Raw genomic sequence first — 21,684 nt, 5'->3', positions numbered from 1 at the left:
GAGTCACTCTGGCCGGCCAGCTTTGCGCAGCCCCCTTGGGCCCGATGGGTTGACGCTGCTTCTTCGTCTGCGACCACCGGCCCGCGTGCTGTTCAGGCTGGCCAACGCGCGGTAGCTGATGCCTTGAGAAGGGGAATGGAGTCGATCTTCTGGGTCGCTGAGGCTTTCCCAGTAGATGCCGGTGGGTCGCTGGCGTCGGCGGCACTCGATCACCTCGTTCGGAGTGACGATCAGGTCGACTCGGAAGTCGTGCGACGACTCGGGAAGCGGTCCTTCGACGACCTGTAGCGGATGCACCGTCGTTGCGAGGATGGTGGAGGGGCCGACCAAGCCGGTCTCGGTGAGCAGGGCGACCTCGATGTCCGAGTAGCCCGCGCCCTTTCCGATCCGTACCCCGTCACGGTTGACCGCGACGCTGCCGCACACCACCAGATCCACCGGCTGCATCTCGTTGATGTTGACCTTGGGGGCGTGGTGCGCGGCGCCGCTGCCAGTGGCGATATCGGCTGGTGCTGCGTCCAGGTTGGCAGGATCGAGCAGGTAGAAGGGCCGGATGTCGGCGAGCTTAGGCACTGCCATGTAGAGGAGCTTGCCCTCGGCAAGCGCTTGCAGCCTTACCGGAAGCTGAGCCTTATCCGGGTTGGACTTGATGACGCTGGCGCTGCGCCAAGCGTCGTGCGCGGTAAGCCGTTCTGCGGCTTGCTCGGCTCCGATGAAGTCGGGGATACGCCCGTGCGCACCCGGGGGTAGTGCCTGTCCAGCCTGCTCCAACCGTGACCAAACGGTCTCCCGCGCCTCGCGTTTCGCTTCATCGATGTCCATGTGGCCCCCTCATGACGACATCAGCGCGAGCGTCCGGTCCATGACCTCTTGGACGTCCGGCCGGTTCTGCCATGGTCGCAGTTCGCGCCCGACGGCGAACAGGACGTTGGCCCCGGCGGCGACACCCCTGCTGATCAGAAGGTAAAGCCATCAGCGATGACCGAACAGCTCGCAGACCGTCTTCGTGTCGATGAGCTGGCCGGCACCGATGAAACGCCGTGCCACCAAGATGCCCGCCTCGTGTGCGGCCGGCCCGCCGTGGCTGGCTGACGCATCCGTGACGAGCCATGGCGTCAGGTCGCGCTCGAACGCGTCCACCGTTGACTTCAGCACGCAACTCTCGGTGGCCACGCCGCAGAACACGAGGTCGGTCCAGCCCTCCCGGGCAGCGAGGTCCGCGCCCTCGCTCGTGAAATACGAGTAGGTGTGCTTGTCGAGAACGGCTTGTGCGCGAGCAGCATGTTGGCTCAGTTCGGGCACGATCTCCGTCTCCGGCGGGTGCTGTACCCCGGACCAGTGGATCAGCCTTTCGAAGGGGCTGCCCGGATAGTTGTAGTAGCGCGTGAAGACGACTGGTCTGCCCATGGCCTCCCACCGCTCGACCAGCTCTACGACCGTGGGGATGACGTGCCCGCTTCGGTCGTTGATGAAGCCATTCTGCATGTCGATGACGATCAAGGCCGCCCGCCTACTGCTCATGCCCGACTCTTCCAGCCATCGCCTCTGCCTCGCGAAGCGCCGTTTGCGCCTGCACCAGGCGTTCGGGTAAGCCGCTCGTGGTCACAGCTGCCTGACGCATCATGCAGTGCTGTGCGGTCTCCTGCCCTCGTGCGGTGGTGAGTCGGGAATGGGCAGCTCTCAGGAATCGCCAGCTGAACCCCGGCGGCATCACCGGGTCTCGGCCGTTCTCCACTGCTCGCTGGATCTGCCGACAGTAGGCCCATAGCATCTGGATGTCGATTTCAAGCGAGACCAGGGCGTCGGTGGCAAGGGCTCGCTCCGGCGAGATTGCGTGGTAGGCGAGTCCGGACCAGGTTGCGAAGCCGACGGATACCCCGGGGATTCCGAACGGCACGGCAGCGGGCTGGTCGAACCCCTTGGCCAACAACGCTCGCTCGACATGCTCAGGGACAGGTTCCGGCCGGGGTGCCGCGTGACGATTCACCAGCACTGACGGGAAACTCAACAAGCGAACGGCGTTGCTCAGTTCCTCGTGGCCGCATCCCATTTCACGAGGAAGGTACATCGACATCACGTACTCCGGCACCGCTGCTCGCCGGTCAGGCTGATCCGACAGCAGCCATTCGAGCTGGCGGGCCGCCCACGGTAGATCGTCCTTGTAGCTGGCATACCGCCACGCGGCGAGTTCCGCCAGCCTCCTTGAGGTGAGTTCCTGCTGGAGATGCAGCACGACCACGCCGCAGGCGAAGATGTGCGCTGTGCATTGGCCGTCTGGATGCGGCACATTCACTGCCGATACATGCAGCCACTCATGCGGGCGGGGCGTCGTCTGCCGCAAGGCGGGCAACTTCGTTGCCGCCGCCGCCCCGATGTGGGCCGGAATGAACTTGTGGGACTGGACGCAGTAGCCGGAATCGGCCGAAGCAACGGGGCCGGAAGACTCGTTGCCTATCCCCTGGCAGAATCTGGCCACCGCCTCATTGCTGGCTCGGAGCAGCGCGGTGTCGAGAGCGGCCTGCATCTCCGGTCGAGGGTGCACCGCCTCCCGCCCGGCCTCCCACTTCGAGACGGTGCGCTCGCTGACACCGAGGTGTTCCGCGAAGTCGCGGATGCTCATCCGCAGCGCGTGCCGCAGCATCCGGGTCTCCCGGCCGGTCCACTTCTGCACGGTCGTCATCGGCTCGCCTCCGAGTGCGTCGAGACCGGCCGCCAGCAGCTTAGCGGCTCTACTTCAGAGCTGGTACAGCGCAAGTGCAGAGCGTAGTCGTACCCCATGAGCCACAAACTGGCGAGGGTGGACGCATGGCCCGGGGCGGGTGCTGGGCTCCGGTAGGGCGTCACCCGGCGCGTCCGCCGTCCCCGCCCGCCCCGGTGCCGCTCCGACCCCCGACGGAAGGGCTTCTCATGGCGGCGGTGCTGGACGACTTCCCGGTGCTCACCCCGGTCAGTGACGAGGACGTGGCGCTTGCCGTGCGCGCGGTGGCCGTGCATGTGCCGGAGCGGTGGCCTGCGGGTCCACTGTGCCGCTGCGAGCGGGTGCCGCATCCGTGCCGGCTGGCCCGCTGGGGCCGCAGCACGCTACGGGCGGCCGGGCTCACCGAGGAGCGGGTGGACGAGCTGGTCGCCACCGGCGACCCGGGTGCCTGGCCGTGGGCGTGACCGGGCTCGGGACGTACCCGGCGGAGAGCTGGCCCGGGTCGGCGGCGGTGCGCGAGGCGGTGGCCCGGTGGCTGCGGCTGGTGGCGGCGGACGCGGAGCTGGCGCCGTACCTCGTCGGGGTTGATCGGGCCCGGCTCGCCGGACACCTGGCGCTCACTCTCACGGTGGCGCTCGGCGGACCGGCGGGCGACATCGCCCGGCCGGCGGCCGGGGCGTGGCGGGGCCTGGGCCTGACCGAGGCGCAGCACCGCCCCGTGGTCGACTACCTGGCCGGGGTGCTCTGGGCGCTCGACGTGCCGGTGGGCTCGGTGACAGCGGCCCAGCGGGCCTTCTCGGACGAGGCCGGCTCGTGACCGCCGCCCTGGCCGCGTCGTGGTCCGCCACCATGCGGTACGCACGCGAGGCAGCCGACCACTTCTGGTGCGCGGTCGAGGATCGCTGCCCCGGGACGCTGCCGGAGCGGGAGGCGGCGGTGTTCCTCGCCGCGTTCGGACGGCTGGTCAGCGGTGGCGACGACCCGGCCGGGCGGGCGGCGCTGTTGACTGTGCTCGGCCGCGCCTGCCGCCGCTACCGGCTGCTGCCGCACCTACTCACCGTCGAGGCCGCGCTCGTCGCCACGGTGTCCCGACACGCGCGGTGGACACCGGAGCTGGCGGGGGCCTGGGCCGGGGCCGCCCGGCGGGCCACGGCGGCGGTGAGCCGTGCGGCCGAACAGGCCGGCGACGGCCCGCCCTGGTGGCCGGCGCAGGTCGTCGACCACGACCGGGCGGCCGACGGCATCGCCGTGGTGACCGTGCGCCCCTGGCGCCGCCTGGCGTTCCGGCCCGGTCAGGCGCTGCCCGTCTGCACCGAGCGACGGCCCGGCCGGTGGCGTTGGTACTCGCCGGCCAACGCGCCACGCCCCGACGGCACACTCGAACTCCACGTCCGTGCCGTCGCCGCCGTCTCCCGCACGCTCGTGCACCGGGTACGCCCCGGCGATCGAATCTGGCTCGGCCCGCCCCGGTCGATCGGCCTGACGCTCGACCCGGCGTCGAACGCGGACCTGCTGCTCGTCGCCGGGGGCACCGGGCTGGCGCCGCTGCGCGCCCTGGTCGAGCAGGTCGCCGCCGCACCGGCCGATCGCCGGGTAACACTGGTCGTCGGCGCCCGCACCTTCGCCGACCTCTACGACCCGATCAGCCTGGACAAGCTCCAGAGCAGCTACGACTGGCTGACCGTCGTGCCCGCGTTCTCGCACGATCCGGTGGCGGAGGCGGGAGAGCAGGGTGACGCGCTCACCGTCGCGCTCGACCACTGGCGACCCGGTCAGGAGGTCTACCTGTGCGGGCCACCGTTGATGGTGGCCGGGTCGCGGCTGCGGTTGCTCGCCGGCGGGGTGCCGGCCGAGCGGATCCACCTGCCGGACGGGTTCGGCGTCTGATGGGCGTCTACCGCAGCCGCAACGCGCTGGCCGGCCCGCTCACCGCGGACCGGCTCAGCGCCGTCGAGCTGCCCCGCACGTCACTGGGCCGGCGCGGTTACCGGACCGACGACGTCGATGCGCTGCTGCACCGGCTCGTGTACGAGCTGGGGGAGCGGACCCGGCTGCTCGACGACACCCGGGGCGAGAACGACCGCATCAAGCGGGCCCTGCGCGCCTGGCAGGCCGAGGTGCGGGAGGCCGACGGCGCTCGGGCTCCCGAGGCCGTTCCAGACTCACCGTCTCGTCCCGGCCCTGACGGTCGACGTGCGGCTGGGCGGTGACCCGGACGGCACGAGTCGTGCCGCATACTGGCTCGGTGTTCACTCTCGCCCAGGCGCGACACCTGGTGGCCACGCTGCGGCCGCGTGTCGACGAGCTGATCCGGCTGCGGGCCGATCTGGCCGAGTTGCGGGTCGACCTGGCCGACCACGGCGTCAGCGCGCTCGGCGGGCTCGCCGAGGTGAAGGCGCTGGAGGCGCGGCTGCACCTGGTGGTGGACGAGTTCCACCAGCATGAGATCGCGGTCAAGGGGATCGCCCCGGTGCTGCTCGACTTCCCCGGTGAGCGCGACGGCCGGGCGGTGCTCTGGTGCTGGCTGGAGGGGGACACCGACATCCGGTGGTACCACCGGGTCGAGTGCGGTTTCGCCGGCCGGCGTCCGGTCTGACCCCGCGCCGTGGGTGACGCGCGCCGGACGGCGCGTCGCTGGCGGCCTGCGCGGTGGGCACTGTGGAGCGGCGGCTCGGCGGGCCGGCCGCTCTACCGCGCCCTGGGTTTCCGGGAGACCGCCGACCCGGCGGTGCGTTTGGCCCTCCCGGCGGAATCCTTCATCCCGCTGCGCGGAGCCGGCAACGATTTGTGCGCGTAAGTCGCTATGCGCGCCGGACCGCAATTCGGTGATCTTCCGTACCCTGTGATCTTATTGATATCTATCTCTCACTACCACTTCACGCCTCCAGGAGTGCGACGTGCGGAGATCCCGTCTTGCCACCCTCGCCCTGACTCTGGCCGCCTCGGTCGGGGTCACTCTGTCTCTGGCCGCCCCCGCCCAGGCGGCCCCGTCCGACCGCTACGTCGCGCTCGGCGACTCGTACGCCTCCGGCGTCGGCGCCGACAGCTACACCTCCGAGAGCGGCAACTGTCTACGAAGCACGAACGCCTATCCGGCGCTCTACAACACCAACATCAGGCCCGCGTCGTACCGTTCGGTCGCCTGCTCCGGCGCCACCACGACGGACGTCATCAACAGCCAGCTCTCCGCGCTCTCCTCGACCACCACGCTGGTCAGCGTGACTGTGGGCGGCAACGACGTCGGCTTCGCCAACATCATGAGCACCTGTGTGCTCCAGGGGGAGACCCAGTGCGTGGCGGCCGTGCAGTCCGCCATGAACGTGGCCCGTACCTCGATGCCGGGCCGGCTCGCCAACGTCTACAACGGCATCAAGAGCCGCTCGCCCTCGGCCCGCGTCGTGGTGGTCGGCTACCCGGTCTTCTACCAGCTCGGCACCACCTGTGTCGGGCTCAGCGCGACGTCCCGGGCGAAGATCAACGAGGGCATCAACCTGCTCGACGACATCACCCGTACGGCCGCCGTCTCGGCCGGCTTCACCTTCGCCGACGTCCGCTCCATCTTCGTCGGCCACCAGCTGTGCAGCTACGGGACGAAGTGGCTGCACGCGCTGAACGTGCTGAGCCTGAGCAAGTCGTACCACCCGACGGCCGCCGGGCAGTCCGGCGGCTACTACCCGGTGTTCCGGTCCGCCGCCGGCTGACCCGATCCACGGCAGCGGCACGCCTCCCGAGGGGGCGTGCCGCTGAGCCGTGCCCGGCGGCGGGTGCGCCCGGTCAGGCCGGCAGAACCTTCTCGATCGCCGCGCGCAGCTCGGGGTCCTCGGGCGTGACCTGCGGGCCGAACCGGGCGGCCACAGTGCCGTCCGGCGCGACGAGGAACTTCTCGAAGTTCCAGCGCACGTCGCCGGTGTGCCCCTCGGCGTCCGGCGTGGACACCAGTTCCGCGTAGAGCGGGTGCCGGTCCGGCCCGTTGACGTCGACCTTCTCCGTCAGCGGGAACGTCACGCCGTAGTTGACCTGGCAGAACTCCTCGATCTCGGCGGCGCTGCCCGGCTCCTGGCCGGCGAACTGGTTGCACGGCACCCCGAGCACCGTCAGCCCGCGTCCGGCGTAGGTGCCGGCGAGTTCCTGGAGGCCCGCGTACTGCGGTGTGAGGCCGCAGCGGGAGGCCACATTGACCACGAGCAGGGCACGGCCGCGGTAGCGGCCGAGGTCGGCCGGGCCGCCGGTGAGGGCGTCGATCTGGACGTCGAAAACGGTCATGGGACGAGGTTACGACCCCTCGCGACCACCGTCCCGCGTCACCCGTGAAATCGATGCATCTACATCTTGACGAAGTGGTGACGGCGTGAGTAGCGTCTCAGCAATCAATTTGGAAAGTTTCCTAACTATTGGAGGGACGCCGTATGAAGAGATCGCTCCGCCAGGCCCTGTGGGCCACCGGCGCCGTGGTCGCGCTCGCGGTCGCCGCGGTGCCCATGACCACCGCGTCGGCCGCCGGCAGCGTCACCGCCACGTTCGCCAAGGTGCAGGACTGGGGGACCGGCCACGAGGGGCGGGTGACAGTCACCAACGGCACCAGCTCCACGGTCAACGGCTGGCGCATCGAGTTCACGCTGCCCTCCGGCACCTCGATCAGCAGTTCCTGGGACGCCGACGTCACCCGCAGCGGTGACCGCTACGTGGCGGTCAACAAGAGCTGGGCCGCGACGCTCGCGCCTGGTGCCAGCTTCAGCTGGGGCTACAACGGCACCGGCGCGTACAAGGCGCCGGTGAGCTGCACGATCAACGGCGGCTCCTGCACCGGCGGCGGCACGCCGACGACCACCGCGCCGACCACGAAGCCGCCCACCACCGCGCCGCCCACCACGGCCCCGCCGACGACCGCCCCGCCGACCACGCAGCCGCCCACCACGCCGCCGCCCGGCGGCAAGAAGATCGTCGGCTACTTCGCCGAGTGGGGCGTCTACGGCCGCAACTACCACGTCAAGAACATCCACACGAGCGGCTCGGCCGCCAAGCTGACCCACATCCTGTACGCCTTCGGCAACACCACCGGCGGCCGGTGCAGCATCGGGGACAGCTACGCCGACTACGAGAAGGCGTACACCGCGGCGGACAGCGTCGACGGCGTCGCCGACACCTGGGACCAGCCGCTGCGCGGCAGCTTCAACCAGCTGCGCAAGCTGAAGAAGATGTACCCGAACCTGAAGGTGCTCTGGTCCTTCGGCGGCTGGACCTGGTCCGGCGGCTTCACCCAGGCCGCGCAGAACCCGGCCGCGTTCGCCGACTCCTGCTACTCGCTGGTCAAGGACCCGCGCTGGGCGGACGTCTTCGACGGCATCGACATCGACTGGGAGTACCCGAACGCCTGCGGCCTCCAGTGCGACAGCAGCGGCCCGAACGCGTTCAAGAACGTGATCTCGGCGTTGCGGGGCAAGTTCGGCTCCAGCTTCCTGGTCACCGCGGCGATCACCGCCGACGGCAGCAACGGCGGCAAGATCGACGCCACCGACTACGCCGGCGCCGTGAACAACCTCAACTGGCTGATGCCGATGACGTACGACTACTTCGGCGCCTTCAACGCCCAGGGGCCGACCGCGCCGCACTCGCCGCTCTACTCCTACGCGGGCATCCCGCAGCAGGGCTTCTGGTCGGACGCGGCGATCCAGAAGCTCAAGTCCAAGGGCATTCCGTCCAGCAAGCTGCTGCTCGGCGTCGGATTCTACGGACGCGGCTGGACCGGTGTGACCCAGGCCGCACCCGGCGGCAGCGCCACCGGCGCGGCCCCGGGCACCTACGAGGCCGGCATCGAGGACTACAAGGTGCTCAAGAACAGCTGCCCGGCCACCGGCACCGTCGGCGGCACGGCGTACGCCAAGTGCGGCAGCAACTGGTGGAGCTACGACACCCCGTCGACCATCGGCGGGAAGATGAGCTACGCCAACAGCCAGGGCCTCGGTGGCGCCTTCTTCTGGGAGCTCTCCGGTGACACCAGCAACGGTGAGCTGATCGGCGCCATCAAGGGCGGTCTCGGCTGAGCCGAGGGCCGACGCACCACCCACCCGGCGGGGAGGGGCCGCACCGGCCCCTCCCCGCCCGCGTGCCGTCCTGGCCGAGCGCGCCGATCCGGGTCAGGATGGGGAGTCACCCGGCCACGCGGGCCGGGTGTGGCACACTCGCCGCTCGACGAGTCCACGCGACGGGAGGACAGATGGGTCGCAGCCACCGGGACCGGTTCGCCGGGCTCGCCCTCCTCGCGCTCCTGCCCGCCGCCCTGGCCGCCTGCGGCTCGGGCGGTCAGGGCGGCGGCGAGACCCCGCCCACCGGGAAGGCTCCGGCCGAGGAGGCGGCGGCCAAGAGCCGGGAACGGGTGCAGGCGTACCTGGACGCGCTCACCGCCCGCGACGCCGCCGCCGGCCGCAGCCAGCTCTGCGCGCCCATGCACGCCGCCTTCGACTCCGCCGCCACCGGCCCGAACGGCGACTTCGCCGACCACTTCACGGTGCCCGAGGCGACGATCACCGAGGTCCGCTCCGGCCCGAACGGCCAGGAGGTCAGCGCGTCGATCACTGTTGCCGCCGGCGCGCGCAAGGCCGCCCGGTCGCTGCTGTTCACCGTCACCCGTAACGGTGCGGACTGGTGCATCTCCGGCGAGGCGCCCGGCGAGCGCGCGGTCGAGTCGACCGCCGACCCGGCGGCGCCGCCCTCGCCGGTGCCCTCCCAGTGACCGGAACCATCCCCCTCGGCGGCGAGTGATCGTGACGGTCGCCGTACGCTTCCCTTCATGCGCCATGAGTGGCATCAGCTGAGTCACCCCGCCGTGGGCAGCCCTGGTCTGCAGACCAGCCGCCCGACCGCCGACTCCGCCGAGGACGCGGCCCTCGGCCTCGACCGATGGCGGGAGCTGCCGCGCGCCCAGACCCCGCCCTGGGACGACCCGGCCCAGGTCACCGAGGTCTGCCAGGTGCTGGACACAGTGCCCTCGGTGGTCGCGCCCTACGAGGTCGACCAGTTGCGGCAGCGGCTCGCGCTGGTCTGTGAGGGCAAGGCGTTCCTGCTCCAGGGCGGTGACTGCGCGGAGACCTTCGCCGACAACACCGAGAGCCACCTGCTCGCCAACGCCCGCACGCTGCTCCAGATGGCCATCGTGCTCACCTACGGCGCGTCGCTGCCGGTGGTCAAGGTCGCCCGGGTCGCCGGCCAGTACACCAAGCCCCGGTCCCTGCCGACCGACGCCCGGGGGTTGCCCGCCTACCGCGGCGACATGATCAATTCCCTGGAGGCCACGCCGGAGGCGCGGGTCGCCGACCCGCAGCGCATGATCCGGGCGTACGCCAACTCGGCCGCCGCGATGAACATGCTCCGGGCTTACCTGGCCGGCGGGCTGGCCGACCTGCACGCCGTGCACGACTGGAACAAGGACTTCGTCCGGCGGTCCCCGGCCGGCGAGCGCTACGACGCGATCGCCCGCGAGATCGACCGGGCGCTGGCCTTCATCCGCGCCTGCGGCATGACCGACGACGAGGCGCTGCGTACCGTCACGCTGCACTGCTCGCACGAGGCGCTGGCGCTGGAGTACGACCGGGCGCTGACCCGGATCTCCAACGGCAAGGCGTACGGGCTGTCCGGGCACTTCCTCTGGATCGGTGAGCGGACCCGGCAGATCGACGGCGCGCACATCGACTTCATCTCCCGCATCGCCAACCCGATCGGCGTCAAGCTCGGCCCGACGACCACGCCGGACGAGGCGATCGAACTCTGCGAGAAGCTCAACCCGGACAACATCCCGGGCCGGCTCACGCTGATCAGCCGGATGGGCAACCACCGGGTCCGCGACGCGCTGCCGCCGATCGTCGCCAAGGTCACCGCCGCCGGGGCGAAGGTCGTGTGGCAGTGCGACCCGATGCACGGCAACACGCACGAGTCCTCGAACGGCTACAAGACCCGGCACTTCGACCGGATCGTCGACGAGGTGCTCGGCTACTTCGAGGTGCACCGGGGCCTGGACACCCACCCGGGTGGCCTGCACGTCGAGCTGACCGGCGAGGACGTCACCGAGTGCCTCGGCGGCGCCCAGGGCATCGAGGACCTCGACCTGCCCGACCGGTACGAGACCGCCTGCGACCCCCGGCTGAACACCCAGCAGTCGCTGGAGTTGGCGTTCCTGGTGGCGGAGATGCTCCGTGGCTGACGCGAGGAGTGAGCTTGCGAGCCCCGCAGCCGGCAGCCGAAAGGAGCACAGTGGCTGACGCGAGGAGTGAGCTTGCGAGCCCCGCAGTCGGCAGCCGAAAGGGGCACAGTGGCTGACGTCATCGATCTGCGGACGGACACCGTGACCCGGCCGACGCCGGGGATGCGGGAGGCGATGGCCGCCGCCGAGGTGGGCGACGACGTCTACGGCGAGGACCCGACCGTCACCGCGCTGGAGGCCGAGGTGGCCGCGCTGTTCGGCCACGAGGCGGCGCTGTTCGCCCCGAGCGGCTCGATGGCCAACCAGCTCGCGCTCCAGCTGCACGTGCCGCCGGGCGACGAGCTGCTCTGCGACGCCGACGCGCACGTGGTCACGTACGAGGTCGGCGCCGCCGCCGCGTACGGCGGGATCTCCTCGCGGACCTGGCCCGCGGTGGGCGCGGAGCTGGACCCCGACGTGGTCGCCGGGATGATCCGGCCGGACGGCTACTTCGCGGTGCCCACGCGTGCGATCGCCGTGGAGCAGACCCACAACCGGGGCGGCGGTGGGGTGATCCCGCTGCCGACGTTGCGCCGGATGCGTGAGGTCGCCGACGAGCACGGGGTGGCCCTGCACTGCGACGGCGCGCGGATCTGGCACGCGCACGTCGCCGACGGGGTGCCGCTGGCCGCGTACGGCGTGCTGTTCGACACGCTCTCGGTGTGCCTCTCCAAGGGGCTCGGCGCGCCGGTCGGCTCGCTGGTGGTGGGCAGTGCCGAGAAGATCGCCCGGGCGCGGTTCCTGCGCAAGCGGATGGGCGGCGGCATGCGGCAGGTCGGCATCCTCGCCGCCGCCGGCCGGTACGCGCTGGCGCACCACGTCGAGCGGCTCGCCGACGACCACGTGAAGGCGGCCCGGCTGGCGGAGACGGTCGCCCCGCACGGCGTGCTCGCGTCGGTGGTGCGGACCAACGTCGTGCCGCTGGACCTGACCAAGCACCCGCTGGACGCGCACGCGCTGGCGGCTGCCGCGCGGGCGGAGGGGTTGCTGATCTCGGTGCTCGGCCCGCGTACCGCCCGGCTGGTCACCCACCTGGACGCCACCGGCGCGCAGATCGACCGCGCCGCCACCATCCTGGACACCGCCCTGCGCGCCTGACCTCGCGCCTCCACCCCGCCACGCCGAGGTGATCGAGGAGTTCGTGTCCGATTCCCATCACCGGAGTGATGCGGGGGAGGAGGGGCGGGCGGACCCGTCAGGGGTGGAGGCGCTTCAGGGTGGCTATGTCGGCGGCGTGGCCGATGTGCTTCTCCGTGGGGGTCTCCACCAGCACGGGCACCCCGGCGGTCGCCGGGTGGCGCATCAGCTCGGCGAACGCCGGCTCGCCGATGGTGCCCTTGCCGATGTTCTCGTGCCGGTCCCGGGTGGAGCCGCACAGGTCCTTCGAGTCGTTCGCGTGCACCAGCCGCAGCCGGTCCGCGCCCACCGTGGCGACCAGCGTGTCGAGCGTGGCGGTCATGCCGCCCTCGGCGGCCAGGTCGTGACCGGCCGCCCAGGCGTGACAGGTGTCGAAGCAGACCCCGAGCATCGGGTGCCGGTCGACCGCCTCCAGGTAGGGGCCGAGGTGCTCGACCCGGGACGCCAGTGACCGGCCGCCCCCGGCGCTCGGCTCGACCAGCAGCATCGGCCCGCCGGTGGCGGCGATCTCGTCGAGCAGCGGGAGCAGCGCCTCGCGGACCTGCCGCAGGGCCGCCTCGGCGTGACCGGCGTCGACGGCGCTGCCGGCGTGGAACACCACGCCCTCGGCGCCGATCGCCCGGCCCCGCCGCAGCGCGTGCGCCAGCGTCTCCGCCGACCGGGTCACAGTCGCCGGGGTGGGGGAGCCGAGGTTGACCAGCAGCGACGCGTGGACGAACACGGGCAGCCCGCGCTCGCCGCACCCGTCGCGGAACAACGCGTCCTGCGCCGGGTCGCCGGCCGGCAGCGCCCAGCCGCGCGAGTTCGAGACGTAGACCTGCACCACCTCGGACTCGGCCGCGTCCGCGTACGGCAGGGCCGCCCGGGCCAGGCCGCCGGAGGTGGGGGTGTGCGACCCCACCCGGCGGCGGCCGTCGCATCCGCTCACAGGCACGTCACCGTGACCGTCGTGCCCGGCGGCACAGGCGTGTTCTCGGCCGGGTTCTGGAGCCGGGCGATGCCGTTCGGGTTGAGCTGGACGTTGACCGGGAAGCCCTGACTCTCCAGCGTCTGCTTGGCCTGCTGGCAGGGCATGTCGATCACCCGGGGGACGGCCACCTGCGGCGGACCCTTGCTGATCTCCAGCTTGACCTGGGCTCCCTTCTCCACGCCGGTGCCGTCGGCCGGGCTCTGGCCGAGGATCTCGTCCTTCGGCTTGTCGGAGTCCTTGACGTTCTCCACCGGCTTCAGCCCGAGCTGCGCGAGGATGGTGCGCGCCTCGGCGAGGCTCTTGCCGACCAGGTTGGGCACCGTCACCGGCGCGCGCCCCTTGCTGAGGATCACCGTCACCTTCGCCCCGGGCTTGACCACTGTGCCCACCTTCGGGTCGGTGGCCAGCACCACACCCGCCGGCAGCGTGTCGTCGTACCGGGAGGAGCCCTTGACCGGGACCAGGTTGGCGCCCTCCAGCTCGGCCTGGGCCAGCGCGTAGTCCTTGCCCACCACGTCCGGCACCGGCAGCCGCTCCGGACCGAGCGACAGGGTCAGCGTGATCGTGCCGCCCTTGACGATCCGCGCGGCCGAGCCCGGAGACTGCCCGAGCACTGTGTCCTTGGGGACGTTCTCGTCGTGGCGCGGAGTGGCGTACCGCAGCGTGAAGCCGCCGCGCTGGGCCTGCGCCTCCGCGTCGGCCTTGGTCAGGCTGACCATCTGCGGCGCCACCGTGTAGCGGCCCACGCCGAACCACCAGCCACCCACAGCGGCGACCAGGCCGAGCACCACGACCGCCGCGGCGACGGCCAGCCGTCCGCGCGGCGAGCCCATGATCCGGGTACGCAGGGCGGCGAACCCGGTCCCCGGGCCGTCCTCCTCGGCGGCGCGGCGCCGGTGCGGGCGCTGCGCGGCGCCGCCCTCGGGCAGCCGGGCCCACGCCGGGCGCTCGACCGGCTGGAGCGCGGCCACCAGCTGGGTCGGCTGGCTCAGGACCGCCGTGTCGTCGCTGAGCTGCCGCAGCACAGTGGTGTGCGCGTGCGGGTTGCCCAGCTCCTCGCGGGCCGCCTGCACCTCGCTCAGCAGCGCCGCGGCGTCGGCCGGGCGGCCGGCCGGATCCCGCCGGGTGGCCCGGGCGACGAGCGCGTCGAGAGCCGGCGGCAGTGTCGGCACCAGCGTCGACGGCGCCGGTACGTCCCGGTCGACGTGCTGCCACGCGACCTCCACCGGACGGTCGCCGTCGTAGGGCACCCGGCCGGTGAGCATCTCGAACAGCACGATGCCGGCCGAATAGACGTCGGTGCGCGGGTCCGCGTGGCCCTGGGTGACCAGCTCCGGCGCCACGTACGCCACTGTCGCCATGAGCTGGTTGCCGTTCTCGTCCTCGGCGCTGGCCTCGACGGCCCGGGCCAGCCCGAAGTCGGCCACCTTGACCACGCTGTCGACGAGGTTGCGGCTGCCGCCGGTGGGCACCTCGGCGACGAGCACGTTCTCCGGCTTGACGTCGCGGTGCACCAGGCCGGCCCGGTGCGCGGCGGCGAGCGCGGCGAGCATCTGCTCGGTGATCGCGAGCGCCTCGTCCGGGTTGAGCCGGCGGCGCTCGGCGAGCACGTCGCGCAGCGTACGGCCGCGGACGTACTCCATCACCAGGTACGGCAGGCCGGCGTGGATGCCCTGGTCGTAGACCGCCACCACGTTCGGGTGGGTGAGCCGGGCGATCGTCTTCGCCTCGTCGGTGAAGCGTTCGACGAAGCCGGCCATCCGGGCCTTGGCCTGCGGCGCCTGGGTCGGGTGAATGATCTTGACCGCCACGGTGCGCTCCAGGCGCTCGTCGGTGGCGGTGTACACGGTCGCCATGCCGCCACGGGCGACGCGCCCGCGAATGCGGTAGCGCCCCTCGATCAGCGAGCCCAGCAACGTGTCGGCGACCTGTGTGTCCATCGGCAGGCAGTCTATGTGTCGGAAGGATGAAGGTAGAACAGGATGCTACCGCCGGGTTGCGACAAGGGGGGACCGCCGCGCTCCCGGCGGCGGTGCGGGGTGCCGTGCACCGGGTCCGGCGGGCACGTGGCAGGGTGGTCGGGTGACCGATTCCGTACCCGCCGAGACCGGCCCCGAACTGGCCGGACCGGCCGACCCGGCCGGCTGGCTGACGCTGCCCGACGTGGCCGAGCGCCTGGACCTGTCGATCAGCAAGGTGCACCAGATGATCCGCGACCGTGAGCTGATCGCGGTGCGCCGCGACGGCGTCCGCCGGATCCCGGCCGACCTGGTGGCCAACCGCACCGTGCTCAAGCACCTGCCCGGAGTGCTCAACCTGCTCGCCGACGCCGGTTACGACGACGAGGAGGCGCTGCGCTGGCTCTACCGGGAGGACCCCACCCTTCCCGGCACCCCCGCCGTAGCCCTCGGCGGCGACCTGGCCCGAGAGGTGAAACGCCGAGCCCAGGCCGTCGCCTTCTAGCCCCACCGTTCTCGTCGATCATGAAGTTGGCGGCGGAGTCGATCTCCTGAAGTGCCGCCAACTTCATGATCGACCGCTTCGGGGGCGGGTGGGGGAAGGGGCGGTCAGGCGGGGCGGCGGGTGGCGGCTATGGCCAGGTCGACCAGGGCCTGGCGGGCCTCGGTGTCCAGGTCGACAGCGGTGAGCGCGGCCAGGGCGCTCTCGGTCAGCGCGCTGATGTGCCGCTCGGCCCGCTCCAGCGCGCCGCTCGTGGTGATCAGCTCACGCAGCCGGTCCACCCCGGCCGCGTCCAGGTCCGGTACGCCGAGCCCGGCCAGCAGCACCTCCCGGCCGGCCGGGTCGAGCGTCTCCAGTGCCGCCGCCACCAGGTACGTCCGCTTGCCCTCGCGCAGGTCGTCGCCGGCCGGCTTGCCGGTGCGCTCCGGGTCGCCGAACACCCCCAGCACGTCGTCGCGGAGCTGGAACGCCTCACCCAGCGGCAGCCCGTACGCCGAGTACGCGGCGTGCACCTCGGGCGGCGCGCCGGCCAGCGCGGCACCGAGCAGCAGCGGGCGCTCGACCGTGTACTTCGCCGACTTGTACCGGGCCACCTTGGCGGCCCGGTCCAGCGAGGTGTCCCCGGTGGCCTGGGTCAGCACGTCCAGGTACTGCCCGACGGTCACCTCGGTACGCATCTCGTCGAAGACCGGCCGGGCCCGGGCCACGGTGGCCGGCGGCAGGCCGGAGGAGTGCAGCAGCTCGTCGGACCAGACCAGGCACAGGTCGCCCAGCAGGATCGCCGCGGCGTCGCCGAAGGAGTCCGCGTCGCCGCCCCAGCCGGCCGTGCGGTGCCGGGCGGCGAACCGCCTGTGCATCGCCGGCTCGCCGCGCCGGGTGTCCGACCGGTCCATCAGATCGTCGTGGATCAGCGCGCTGGCCTGCACGAACTCCAGTGCGGCAAGGGTGGCGACGACCTGGTCGGAGTCGACCCCGCCGGCGCCCCGGTAACCCCAGTAACCGAACGCCGGGCGCAGCCGCTTGCCGCCGCCCAGCACGAACGCCTCGATCGCCTCGGCGACGGGCAGCAGGCCGTCGTCGACGGCGGTCAGCCAGCCGCGCTGGCCGGCGAGGAACTCGGTGAGCGCCTTGTCGATCCGCTGGCGCAGGCCGGCACGGTCGACGGGGGATACGGGAGCAGCGTGGGTCACGCCACGACGCTAGCGGTTCGCACCCGTTCCCGCCGTGCCCCGCCCCGGCGTGCCTCGTGGCTCACCGGCGCGGACCGTCGCGCAGGTGGCGCGGCACGCCGGACGGCAGGTAGGGGCGGGCCGCGGCGACCAGCCGGGCGTACCCCCGGGTGGCCGGACCGGGCGGCGCGTGCGCCAGGCCGCGACGCAACGCGGTGAGCTGGCCGACGGCCCGGGGGGATCCGGACCGGACCGCGTCGAGCAGCGCCTCGCCGGCCACCGCGCACGCCTCGGGCACCGCGCCCAGGCCCAGGTGGCCGCGGGCCAGCCAGCCGCCGTACACGGCCGACCGGCGCGGGCGGCCCCGCGCGCCCACCACCGGTGTCAGCAGCGGCACTGCGGCGGCGTGACGGCCCAGCGCGACGAGCGTGCGCCCGGTCATCGCCGCCAGTTCGGCCGCGTCGAGCCAGTAGAGCCAGGGCGGCTCCCGGCCGGGCTCCGGCGTGCCGGCCCGATCGGCACCGGCCAGCGCCTGCCCGGCCGCGCGGGGACGCCCGGCGAGCGCGGCGGCGAGTGCCACCCGGTGCAGCAGCAGCGCCCGCAGGCCGGGTGAGGCGGTGGCACGGCCGGCGGCGTACCCGATCCGGGCCAGGACCAGCGCGCCGGCCGGGTCGCCGGCGTCGGCCAGCAGGTGACTGGCCGACGCGAGCACGTGCCCGGCAAGCGGCGGCTGCCCGGCGGCCACCGCCGCCCGCAGCGCCAGCCGGTATGCGACCAGGCCCCCGCCGAGGTCACCCGCGTCGGCGGCCAGCCACCCGGCGAGCTGCGCCGACTCCGCGAGCGCGGGCAGCATCGCGCGACGGCCGGCGGGCCCGGCGCGCCGGTAGCCGCGGACCGCCTGCCGCAGCCGGCGGGCGCCGTGCCCGGCGAGGTCGCCGCCGCCGAGCAGGTCGTCCCAGCGCCGCAGCGTGGCGAGCGTCACCCCGTCCGCCGGGTGACCACGACCGGAACCGGCGGGCCCGTCGTCCGGCCCGCGCGGGACGTGGACGCCGAGCGGCCCGGACTCGTCCGCGACGGACATGCGCGGGACGTGCCGGCCGGATCGGTGCTCGTCGTCCCGTCCGGGACGGCCGGGCAGCGGCGGCGGCGCGGCGGCGAACGGACCGGCCGGCGTGCGGCCGCCCGGGTCGGCCGCCCAGCGGTACGCGAGCGTGAGCAGGGCCAGCCGGGCGCGGGATCCGGCCGGGCCGACGGCGGCGGGCACCACGCCCAGCCGTCGGCTGCGGGCGGCGGCCTCGGCCAGCAGCTCGCCCGGCACCCCCAGGACCGTCGCCAGCCAGGCGGACCAGAAGTCGCCCGGAAGCCGCAACTGACGCTCCCAGCGGGACACCTCGTTCCTGGTCAGCGTGGGCACGCCGGAGGCGGCGCACAGCTCGGCGGCCATCCGCTGCTGGCTCCAGCCACGGGCGGCCCGCAACTCGGCCAGCAGCGGCCCGAGCAGGCGCGGGCCCGGCGGCGGGGACGGGATCATCGGAACCTCCGGGGCGACGGCGCGGATGGCGACGCGGACGCCCGGCCCGGTGGTGGCGCCGGTGCGTCGCCGTCGTGGCGACCCCCGCGCGGGCCCCCGGGACGGCCGTCGGCCGCCCACCGCGCTGCCGCCTTTCTACCCCCGGGGTACGACGTCGCGCCGGGGCGGGTGTTCGCGGGCTGGGAAGATTCCCGGTGAGGCGTGCCGTCCCGGTTACAGTCGGTCCGTGGCGCTCGGTCTTCCCTCGGTCCTTCCCAATCCCCAGCCGGCCATCGGGGAGCTGATCCGTGACGGCCGTCCCACGTTCTCCTTCGAGTTCTTCCCGCCGAAGACCCCGGCCGGGGAGAAACTGCTCTGGCAGGCCATCCGCGAGCTGGAGTCGCTGCGTCCCTCGTTCGTGTCGATCACCTACGGCGCGGGCGGCTCGACCCGCGACACCACGGTGGCGGTGACCGAGCGGATCGCCACCGAGACGACGCTGCTGCCGATGGCGCACCTGACCGCGGTGAACCACTCGGTGGCCGAGCTGCGGCACGTGATCGGCCGGCTGGCCTCGGTCGGGGTGCGCAACGTGCTGGCCGTGCGGGGTGACCCGCCGGGCGACCCGGGCGGCGAGTGGATCGCCCACCCGGAGGGCGTCCGGTACGCCGAGGACCTGGTCCGGCTGGTCCGCGACAGCGGCGACTTCAGCGTCGGCGTGGCCGCGTTCCCGTACAAGCACCCGCGCTCGCCGGACGTGGACAGCGACACCGCGCACTTCGTCCGCAAGTGCCGGGCCGGCGCGGAGTTCGCGATCACCCAGATGTTCTTCGACGCCGACGACTACCTGCGCCTGCGCGACCGGGTGGCCGCCGCCGGCTGCGACACGCCGATCCTGGCCGGGGTGATGCCGGTGACCCAGATCGGCACCATCGAACGCTCGGTGCAGTTGTCCGGCGCGCCGTTCCCGCCGGCGCTGGCCGAGCGGTTCGAGCAGGTGGCCGACGACCCGGAGGCGGTACGCCGCCTCGGCGTCGAACAGGCGAGCGAGATGTGCGAGAAGCTGCTCGACGAGGGCGTGCCGGGGATCCACTTCATCACGCTCAACCGGTCCACGGCCACCCGGGAGGTGTGGCAGCGGCTGCGCGCCGCCGCACGGGTGTGACCACCCGCCACACGACACCCGCGCCGTGCTTCTACGGTTGATCCGTGGTGGGCACACAGCTGAACTGGGACCAGTACGCGACCGCGTGGGCGCGGCTGCACGGCGGCTTCGATCCGCGTACCGCCGCGCCGGTGGTGCGTGCCTGGCTGCGCTTCGCCTACCACGTGGGCTACGTGCTGGGCCGGCTGCGCGTCGGCCCGACCCCGGTGACCGTGTTCGGGGTGCTGCTCTGCTTCTGCGTACCCCTGTTCGTGGAGCGGCCCGGCAACGGGCCGTTCCTGGGCGCGTTGTTCGTGCTGCTGGCGGCCGTGGCCGACAGCGTCGACGGCGCGGTGGCGGTGGCCACCGGCCGGACGACGCGCCTGGGCTACGTGTACGACTCGGTCGCCGACCGGCTCGGCGAGGTGGCCTGGCTGGTCGCGTTCTGGCTGCTCGGCGCGCCGGGCGCGCTGGTGGCGGCGGCCGGTGGCCTGTCCTGGCTGCACGAGTACGTGCGGGCGCGCGCGGTGTCGGCCGGGATGCGCGAGATCGGCGCGGTGACTGTGGGGGAGCGGCCGACCCGGGTCTGCGTCGCGCTGGTCGGGCTGCTGGTCGCCGGGCTCACCGGGCTGGTCGACGCCGACCTGACCGCCGGCACCATCACCATGGCCACCACGGTCTGGGTGCTGCTCGCCGGGTTCGGCCTGGGTCAGTTGCTCTCCGCCGTCCGCCGCGCGCTGGTCGACGCCGGCTGACCGCCGGGCCCGCGCCCGCGCAGCCGGGGAGCGGGCGCGGCGGTCAGCCCGTGTTAAGAAGGGCCCCCTCCTCTACCGGAGGCGTTAAGAAGGGCCCCCTCCTTACACCTCACCAGGCCGGGCCGACCGCCTCGGCGACGATCTCCGCGGACAACGCGACCATGGGCAGCCCGCCGCCCGGGTGGCTGGAGCCGCCGACCAGCCAGAGCCCGGCCGCCGGACCCCGGTTGGCCGGGCGCAGCAGCCCGCCCGCGGTGCCGTAGATCGCCCCGCCCGGCGCGCCGGTCGCCGCGTCCAGGTCGGCCGGGGTACGGATCTCCCGGAACACCAGCCGGTCCCGCACGTCGGCACCGCGCTCGGCCAGCACGTCCAGGATCCGGTCCGCGTACGCCTCGGCCAGGCCGGGCCGCCGCCAGTCCACGGCGCTCGCTGCGGTGCCGTGCCGGGGCGCGTTGACCAGCACGAACCACGCCTCGTGGCCGTCCGGGCGGACCGCCGGGTCGTCGGCGGCGGTGACGAACACGGTCGGGTCGGGCGCCGGGCGGGCCCGCACCCCGCGACCCGGGTCACCGAACACGGCGTCGAACTCGGCGTCGTAGTCGCGGGGGAAGAAGACGGTGTGGTGGGCCGGCCCGGAGTCGCCGCGCACGCCCAGCAGCAGCACGAACCCGGCCAGGCTGCGGTCGGTGAGCGCGGCCAGGCGGCGCGGGTCGGGCAGCAGGTCCCGGTAGACGGTGAGTGCGTCCACGTTCGCCACCACCACGTCGGCCGGAACCGGCGCGGCCGTCCCCGCCACGCGTACCCCGTGCACCCGCCCGCCCGCAGCGTCGATCCGGGTGACAGTGGCGTCGGTGCGTACCGTCACGCCCAGGTCCAGGCAGCGCGACAGCAGCGCGTCGGCGAGCGTGCCCAGCCCGCCGCGCAGGTACCAGCCGCCGTACGCCAGCTCGGCGTAGGGGACGGCGACGAGCGCGGCCGGGGCGCGGCGCGGGTCGGCGCCGGTGTACGTGGCGTACCGGTCCAGCAGCATCCGTAGCCGCGGGTCGGACAGGTGACTGCGGCCCAGCCCGCGCAGACTGCGGCCGGGACCGATCGCGGCCAGGTCGCCCAGCCGCCAGGCCAGCGCCGCCAGGTCGCGGGGCGAGTCGACGGTACGGCGCAGGATGTCCCGGTGCGAGGCCGCCCACACCCGGCCGGCGCGCCGCCACAGCCCGCGCCAGTCGGCGGCGGACCGGTCGCCGAACGCGGCGCCGATCCGGGCGGCGAACTCGTCCGGGTCGGCGCAGGAGTCGAGCGCCTGCTCGCCGCCGGGGAAGACGTGCCGCACGATCGGGTCCAGCGGGACCAGGTCGAGGTACTCGTCGAGCTTCGCCCCGGTCGCCTCGAACAGGTCGTGGAAGACCTGCGGCAGGGTGAACAGGCTCGGCCCGGTGTCGAAGTGCCACACCCCCTCCGGGGTGTGGTGGGCGTACCGGCCGAGCTTCCCCCCGACCGTGCCGGCCCGTTCGAGGACGGTGACCTCGTGCCCGGTGACCGCGAGCCGGGCGGCGGTGGCGAGCCCGCCCACCCCGGCGCCGATGACCACGATGCGCGCCATGGGTGCCCCTC

22 protein-coding genes are annotated in these 21,684 nt (G+C 73.1%); 13 read left to right on the top strand and 9 right to left on the bottom strand.

All coding sequences use genetic code 11. The annotated features are described in order from the left end of the window. Positions 1-3: 3 nt before the first annotated feature. The 3 genes from O7622_RS25245 to O7622_RS25235 form a co-directional block, all read right to left on the bottom strand. Positions 4-822 carry a 5-formyltetrahydrofolate cyclo-ligase gene (locus O7622_RS25245; protein ID WP_282310650.1) on the bottom strand — a complete coding sequence of 273 codons (819 nt, stop codon included), beginning with the start codon at positions 820-822 and terminating at the stop codon, positions 4-6. 150 nt (positions 823-972) lie between these two features. Next, positions 973-1,500, bottom strand: coding sequence for an isochorismatase family cysteine hydrolase (locus O7622_RS25240; RefSeq protein ID WP_282310649.1), 528 nt, complete (start codon positions 1,498-1,500; stop codon positions 973-975). A 10-nt stretch (positions 1,501-1,510) separates the two neighbouring features. Continuing rightward, positions 1,511-2,680 (bottom strand): helix-turn-helix transcriptional regulator, encoded by a 1,170-nt coding sequence (locus O7622_RS25235; protein ID WP_282310648.1) that lies wholly within the window; start codon positions 2,678-2,680, stop codon positions 1,511-1,513. 227 nt (positions 2,681-2,907) lie between these two features. Between O7622_RS25235 and O7622_RS25230 the strand changes: the two genes are divergently transcribed. From O7622_RS25230 to O7622_RS25205, 6 genes are all read left to right on the top strand, one after another. Next, on the top strand, positions 2,908-3,162 hold the full coding sequence (locus tag O7622_RS25230) for a hypothetical protein (RefSeq protein ID WP_282310646.1): 255 nt from the start codon (positions 2,908-2,910) through the stop codon (positions 3,160-3,162). Next, a complete protein-coding gene (locus tag O7622_RS25225) occupies positions 3,153-3,515 on the top strand; it encodes a hypothetical protein (RefSeq protein WP_282310645.1) in 363 nt (120 codons plus the stop codon). Before O7622_RS25230 ends, O7622_RS25225 begins: the two co-directional genes overlap by 10 nt. Further along, the gene (locus O7622_RS25220) at positions 3,512-4,585 is read left to right on the top strand and encodes an FAD-binding oxidoreductase (protein WP_282310644.1); all 1,074 of its coding nucleotides are present in this window, start codon (positions 3,512-3,514) and stop codon (positions 4,583-4,585) included. Before O7622_RS25225 ends, O7622_RS25220 begins: the two co-directional genes overlap by 4 nt. Continuing rightward, the gene (locus tag O7622_RS25215; protein WP_282310643.1) at positions 4,585-4,908 is read left to right on the top strand and encodes a DivIVA domain-containing protein; all 324 of its coding nucleotides are present in this window, start codon (positions 4,585-4,587) and stop codon (positions 4,906-4,908) included. Before O7622_RS25220 ends, O7622_RS25215 begins: the two co-directional genes overlap by 1 nt. A 35-nt stretch (positions 4,909-4,943) precedes the next feature. Next, positions 4,944-5,294, top strand: coding sequence for a DUF2203 domain-containing protein (locus O7622_RS25210; RefSeq protein ID WP_260034125.1), 351 nt, complete (start codon positions 4,944-4,946; stop codon positions 5,292-5,294). 301 nt (positions 5,295-5,595) lie between these two features. Next, positions 5,596-6,399: an SGNH/GDSL hydrolase family protein gene (locus O7622_RS25205; RefSeq protein WP_282310642.1), complete on the top strand. Its 804-nt coding sequence runs from the start codon at positions 5,596-5,598 to the stop codon at positions 6,397-6,399. A 73-nt stretch (positions 6,400-6,472) separates the two neighbouring features. On the opposite strand, the gene O7622_RS25200 is transcribed toward O7622_RS25205, so the two are convergent. Beyond that, on the bottom strand, positions 6,473-6,961 hold the full coding sequence (locus O7622_RS25200; protein ID WP_282310641.1) for a glutathione peroxidase: 489 nt from the start codon (positions 6,959-6,961) through the stop codon (positions 6,473-6,475). A gap of 143 nt (positions 6,962-7,104) precedes the next feature. Between O7622_RS25200 and O7622_RS25195 the strand changes: the two genes are divergently transcribed. The 4 genes from O7622_RS25195 to O7622_RS25180 all read left to right on the top strand — a co-directional run bounded on the left by O7622_RS25195 (position 7,105) and on the right by O7622_RS25180 (position 12,029). After that, positions 7,105-8,739, top strand: coding sequence for a glycosyl hydrolase family 18 protein (locus O7622_RS25195; protein ID WP_282310640.1), 1,635 nt, complete (start codon positions 7,105-7,107; stop codon positions 8,737-8,739). A 173-nt stretch (positions 8,740-8,912) separates the two neighbouring features. After that, positions 8,913-9,428 (top strand): hypothetical protein, encoded by a 516-nt coding sequence (locus tag O7622_RS25190; RefSeq protein ID WP_282310639.1) that lies wholly within the window; start codon positions 8,913-8,915, stop codon positions 9,426-9,428. Positions 9,429-9,485: 57 nt separating this feature from the next. Next, positions 9,486-10,892: a 3-deoxy-7-phosphoheptulonate synthase class II gene (locus O7622_RS25185; protein ID WP_282310638.1), complete on the top strand. Its 1,407-nt coding sequence runs from the start codon at positions 9,486-9,488 to the stop codon at positions 10,890-10,892. 162 nt (positions 10,893-11,054) lie between these two features. Next, positions 11,055-12,029, top strand: coding sequence for a GntG family PLP-dependent aldolase (locus O7622_RS25180; protein WP_282314220.1), 975 nt, complete (start codon positions 11,055-11,057; stop codon positions 12,027-12,029). Between the two features lie 97 nt (positions 12,030-12,126). Here the strand turns inward: O7622_RS25180 and O7622_RS25175 are convergent, their stop codons facing one another. After that, complete coding sequence (locus O7622_RS25175; protein ID WP_282310637.1) at positions 12,127-12,996, bottom strand: deoxyribonuclease IV; 870 nt, start codon at positions 12,994-12,996, stop codon at positions 12,127-12,129. After that, the gene (gene pknB, locus O7622_RS25170) at positions 12,993-14,978 is read right to left on the bottom strand and encodes a Stk1 family PASTA domain-containing Ser/Thr kinase (protein WP_282310636.1); all 1,986 of its coding nucleotides are present in this window, start codon (positions 14,976-14,978) and stop codon (positions 12,993-12,995) included. Before pknB ends, O7622_RS25175 begins: the two co-directional genes overlap by 4 nt. A gap of 142 nt (positions 14,979-15,120) precedes the next feature. On the opposite strand from pknB, the gene O7622_RS25165 reads away from it, so the two are divergent. Further along, complete coding sequence (locus tag O7622_RS25165; RefSeq protein WP_013287637.1) at positions 15,121-15,501, top strand: Rv2175c family DNA-binding protein; 381 nt, start codon at positions 15,121-15,123, stop codon at positions 15,499-15,501. Between the two features lie 104 nt (positions 15,502-15,605). Here the strand turns inward: O7622_RS25165 and O7622_RS25160 are convergent, their stop codons facing one another. Together O7622_RS25160 and O7622_RS25155 are read right to left on the bottom strand one after the other, a co-directional pair. After that, positions 15,606-16,688: a polyprenyl synthetase family protein gene (locus O7622_RS25160; RefSeq protein WP_282310635.1), complete on the bottom strand. Its 1,083-nt coding sequence runs from the start codon at positions 16,686-16,688 to the stop codon at positions 15,606-15,608. A 61-nt stretch (positions 16,689-16,749) separates the two neighbouring features. Then, entirely contained in the window at positions 16,750-18,198 is a 1,449-nt protein-coding gene (locus O7622_RS25155; protein ID WP_282310634.1) for a helix-turn-helix transcriptional regulator, read from the bottom strand. A 226-nt stretch (positions 18,199-18,424) separates the two neighbouring features. Between O7622_RS25155 and metF the strand changes: the two genes are divergently transcribed. Further along, complete coding sequence (gene metF, locus O7622_RS25150) at positions 18,425-19,342, top strand: methylenetetrahydrofolate reductase [NAD(P)H] (protein ID WP_282310633.1); 918 nt, start codon at positions 18,425-18,427, stop codon at positions 19,340-19,342. Positions 19,343-19,386: 44 nt separating this feature from the next. Next, positions 19,387-20,076: a CDP-alcohol phosphatidyltransferase family protein gene (locus O7622_RS25145; protein WP_282310632.1), complete on the top strand. Its 690-nt coding sequence runs from the start codon at positions 19,387-19,389 to the stop codon at positions 20,074-20,076. Between the two features lie 109 nt (positions 20,077-20,185). On the opposite strand, the gene crtI is transcribed toward O7622_RS25145, so the two are convergent. Then, on the bottom strand, positions 20,186-21,673 hold the full coding sequence (gene crtI, locus O7622_RS25140; protein WP_282310631.1) for a phytoene desaturase family protein: 1,488 nt from the start codon (positions 21,671-21,673) through the stop codon (positions 20,186-20,188). Positions 21,674-21,684: the final 11 nt, after the last annotated feature.

The sequence above is a fragment of the Micromonospora sp. WMMD1076 genome, assembly GCF_029581475.1.
Taxonomy (GTDB): domain Bacteria; phylum Actinomycetota; class Actinomycetes; order Mycobacteriales; family Micromonosporaceae; genus Micromonospora; species Micromonospora aurantiaca.
The sequence above is the reverse complement of the archived record's forward strand: the minus strand, read 5'-3'. Positions and strand labels throughout refer to the sequence as shown.

Bases quoted from the DNA above. Each gene is read 5' to 3' on its own strand.
- pknB (WP_282310636.1), bottom strand. From the start codon at position 14,978: ATGGACACACAGGTCGCCGACACGTTGCTGGGCTCGCTGATCGAGGGG.
- O7622_RS25185 (WP_282310638.1), top strand. From the start codon at position 9,486: ATGCGCCATGAGTGGCATCAGCTGAGTCACCCCGCCGTGGGCAGCCCT.
- O7622_RS25235 (WP_282310648.1), bottom strand. From the start codon at position 2,680: ATGACGACCGTGCAGAAGTGGACCGGCCGGGAGACCCGGATGCTGCGG.
- O7622_RS25155 (WP_282310634.1), bottom strand. From the start codon at position 18,198: ATGATCCCGTCCCCGCCGCCGGGCCCGCGCCTGCTCGGGCCGCTGCTG.
- O7622_RS25190 (WP_282310639.1), top strand. From the start codon at position 8,913: ATGGGTCGCAGCCACCGGGACCGGTTCGCCGGGCTCGCCCTCCTCGCG.
- crtI (WP_282310631.1), bottom strand. From the start codon at position 21,673: ATGGCGCGCATCGTGGTCATCGGCGCCGGGGTGGGCGGGCTCGCCACC.
- O7622_RS25230 (WP_282310646.1), top strand. From the start codon at position 2,908: ATGGCGGCGGTGCTGGACGACTTCCCGGTGCTCACCCCGGTCAGTGAC.
- O7622_RS25195 (WP_282310640.1), top strand. From the start codon at position 7,105: ATGAAGAGATCGCTCCGCCAGGCCCTGTGGGCCACCGGCGCCGTGGTC.
- O7622_RS25245 (WP_282310650.1), bottom strand. From the start codon at position 822: ATGGACATCGATGAAGCGAAACGCGAGGCGCGGGAGACCGTTTGGTCA.
- O7622_RS25200 (WP_282310641.1), bottom strand. From the start codon at position 6,961: ATGACCGTTTTCGACGTCCAGATCGACGCCCTCACCGGCGGCCCGGCC.
- O7622_RS25215 (WP_282310643.1), top strand. From the start codon at position 4,585: ATGGGCGTCTACCGCAGCCGCAACGCGCTGGCCGGCCCGCTCACCGCG.
- O7622_RS25180 (WP_282314220.1), top strand. From the start codon at position 11,055: ATGCGGGAGGCGATGGCCGCCGCCGAGGTGGGCGACGACGTCTACGGC.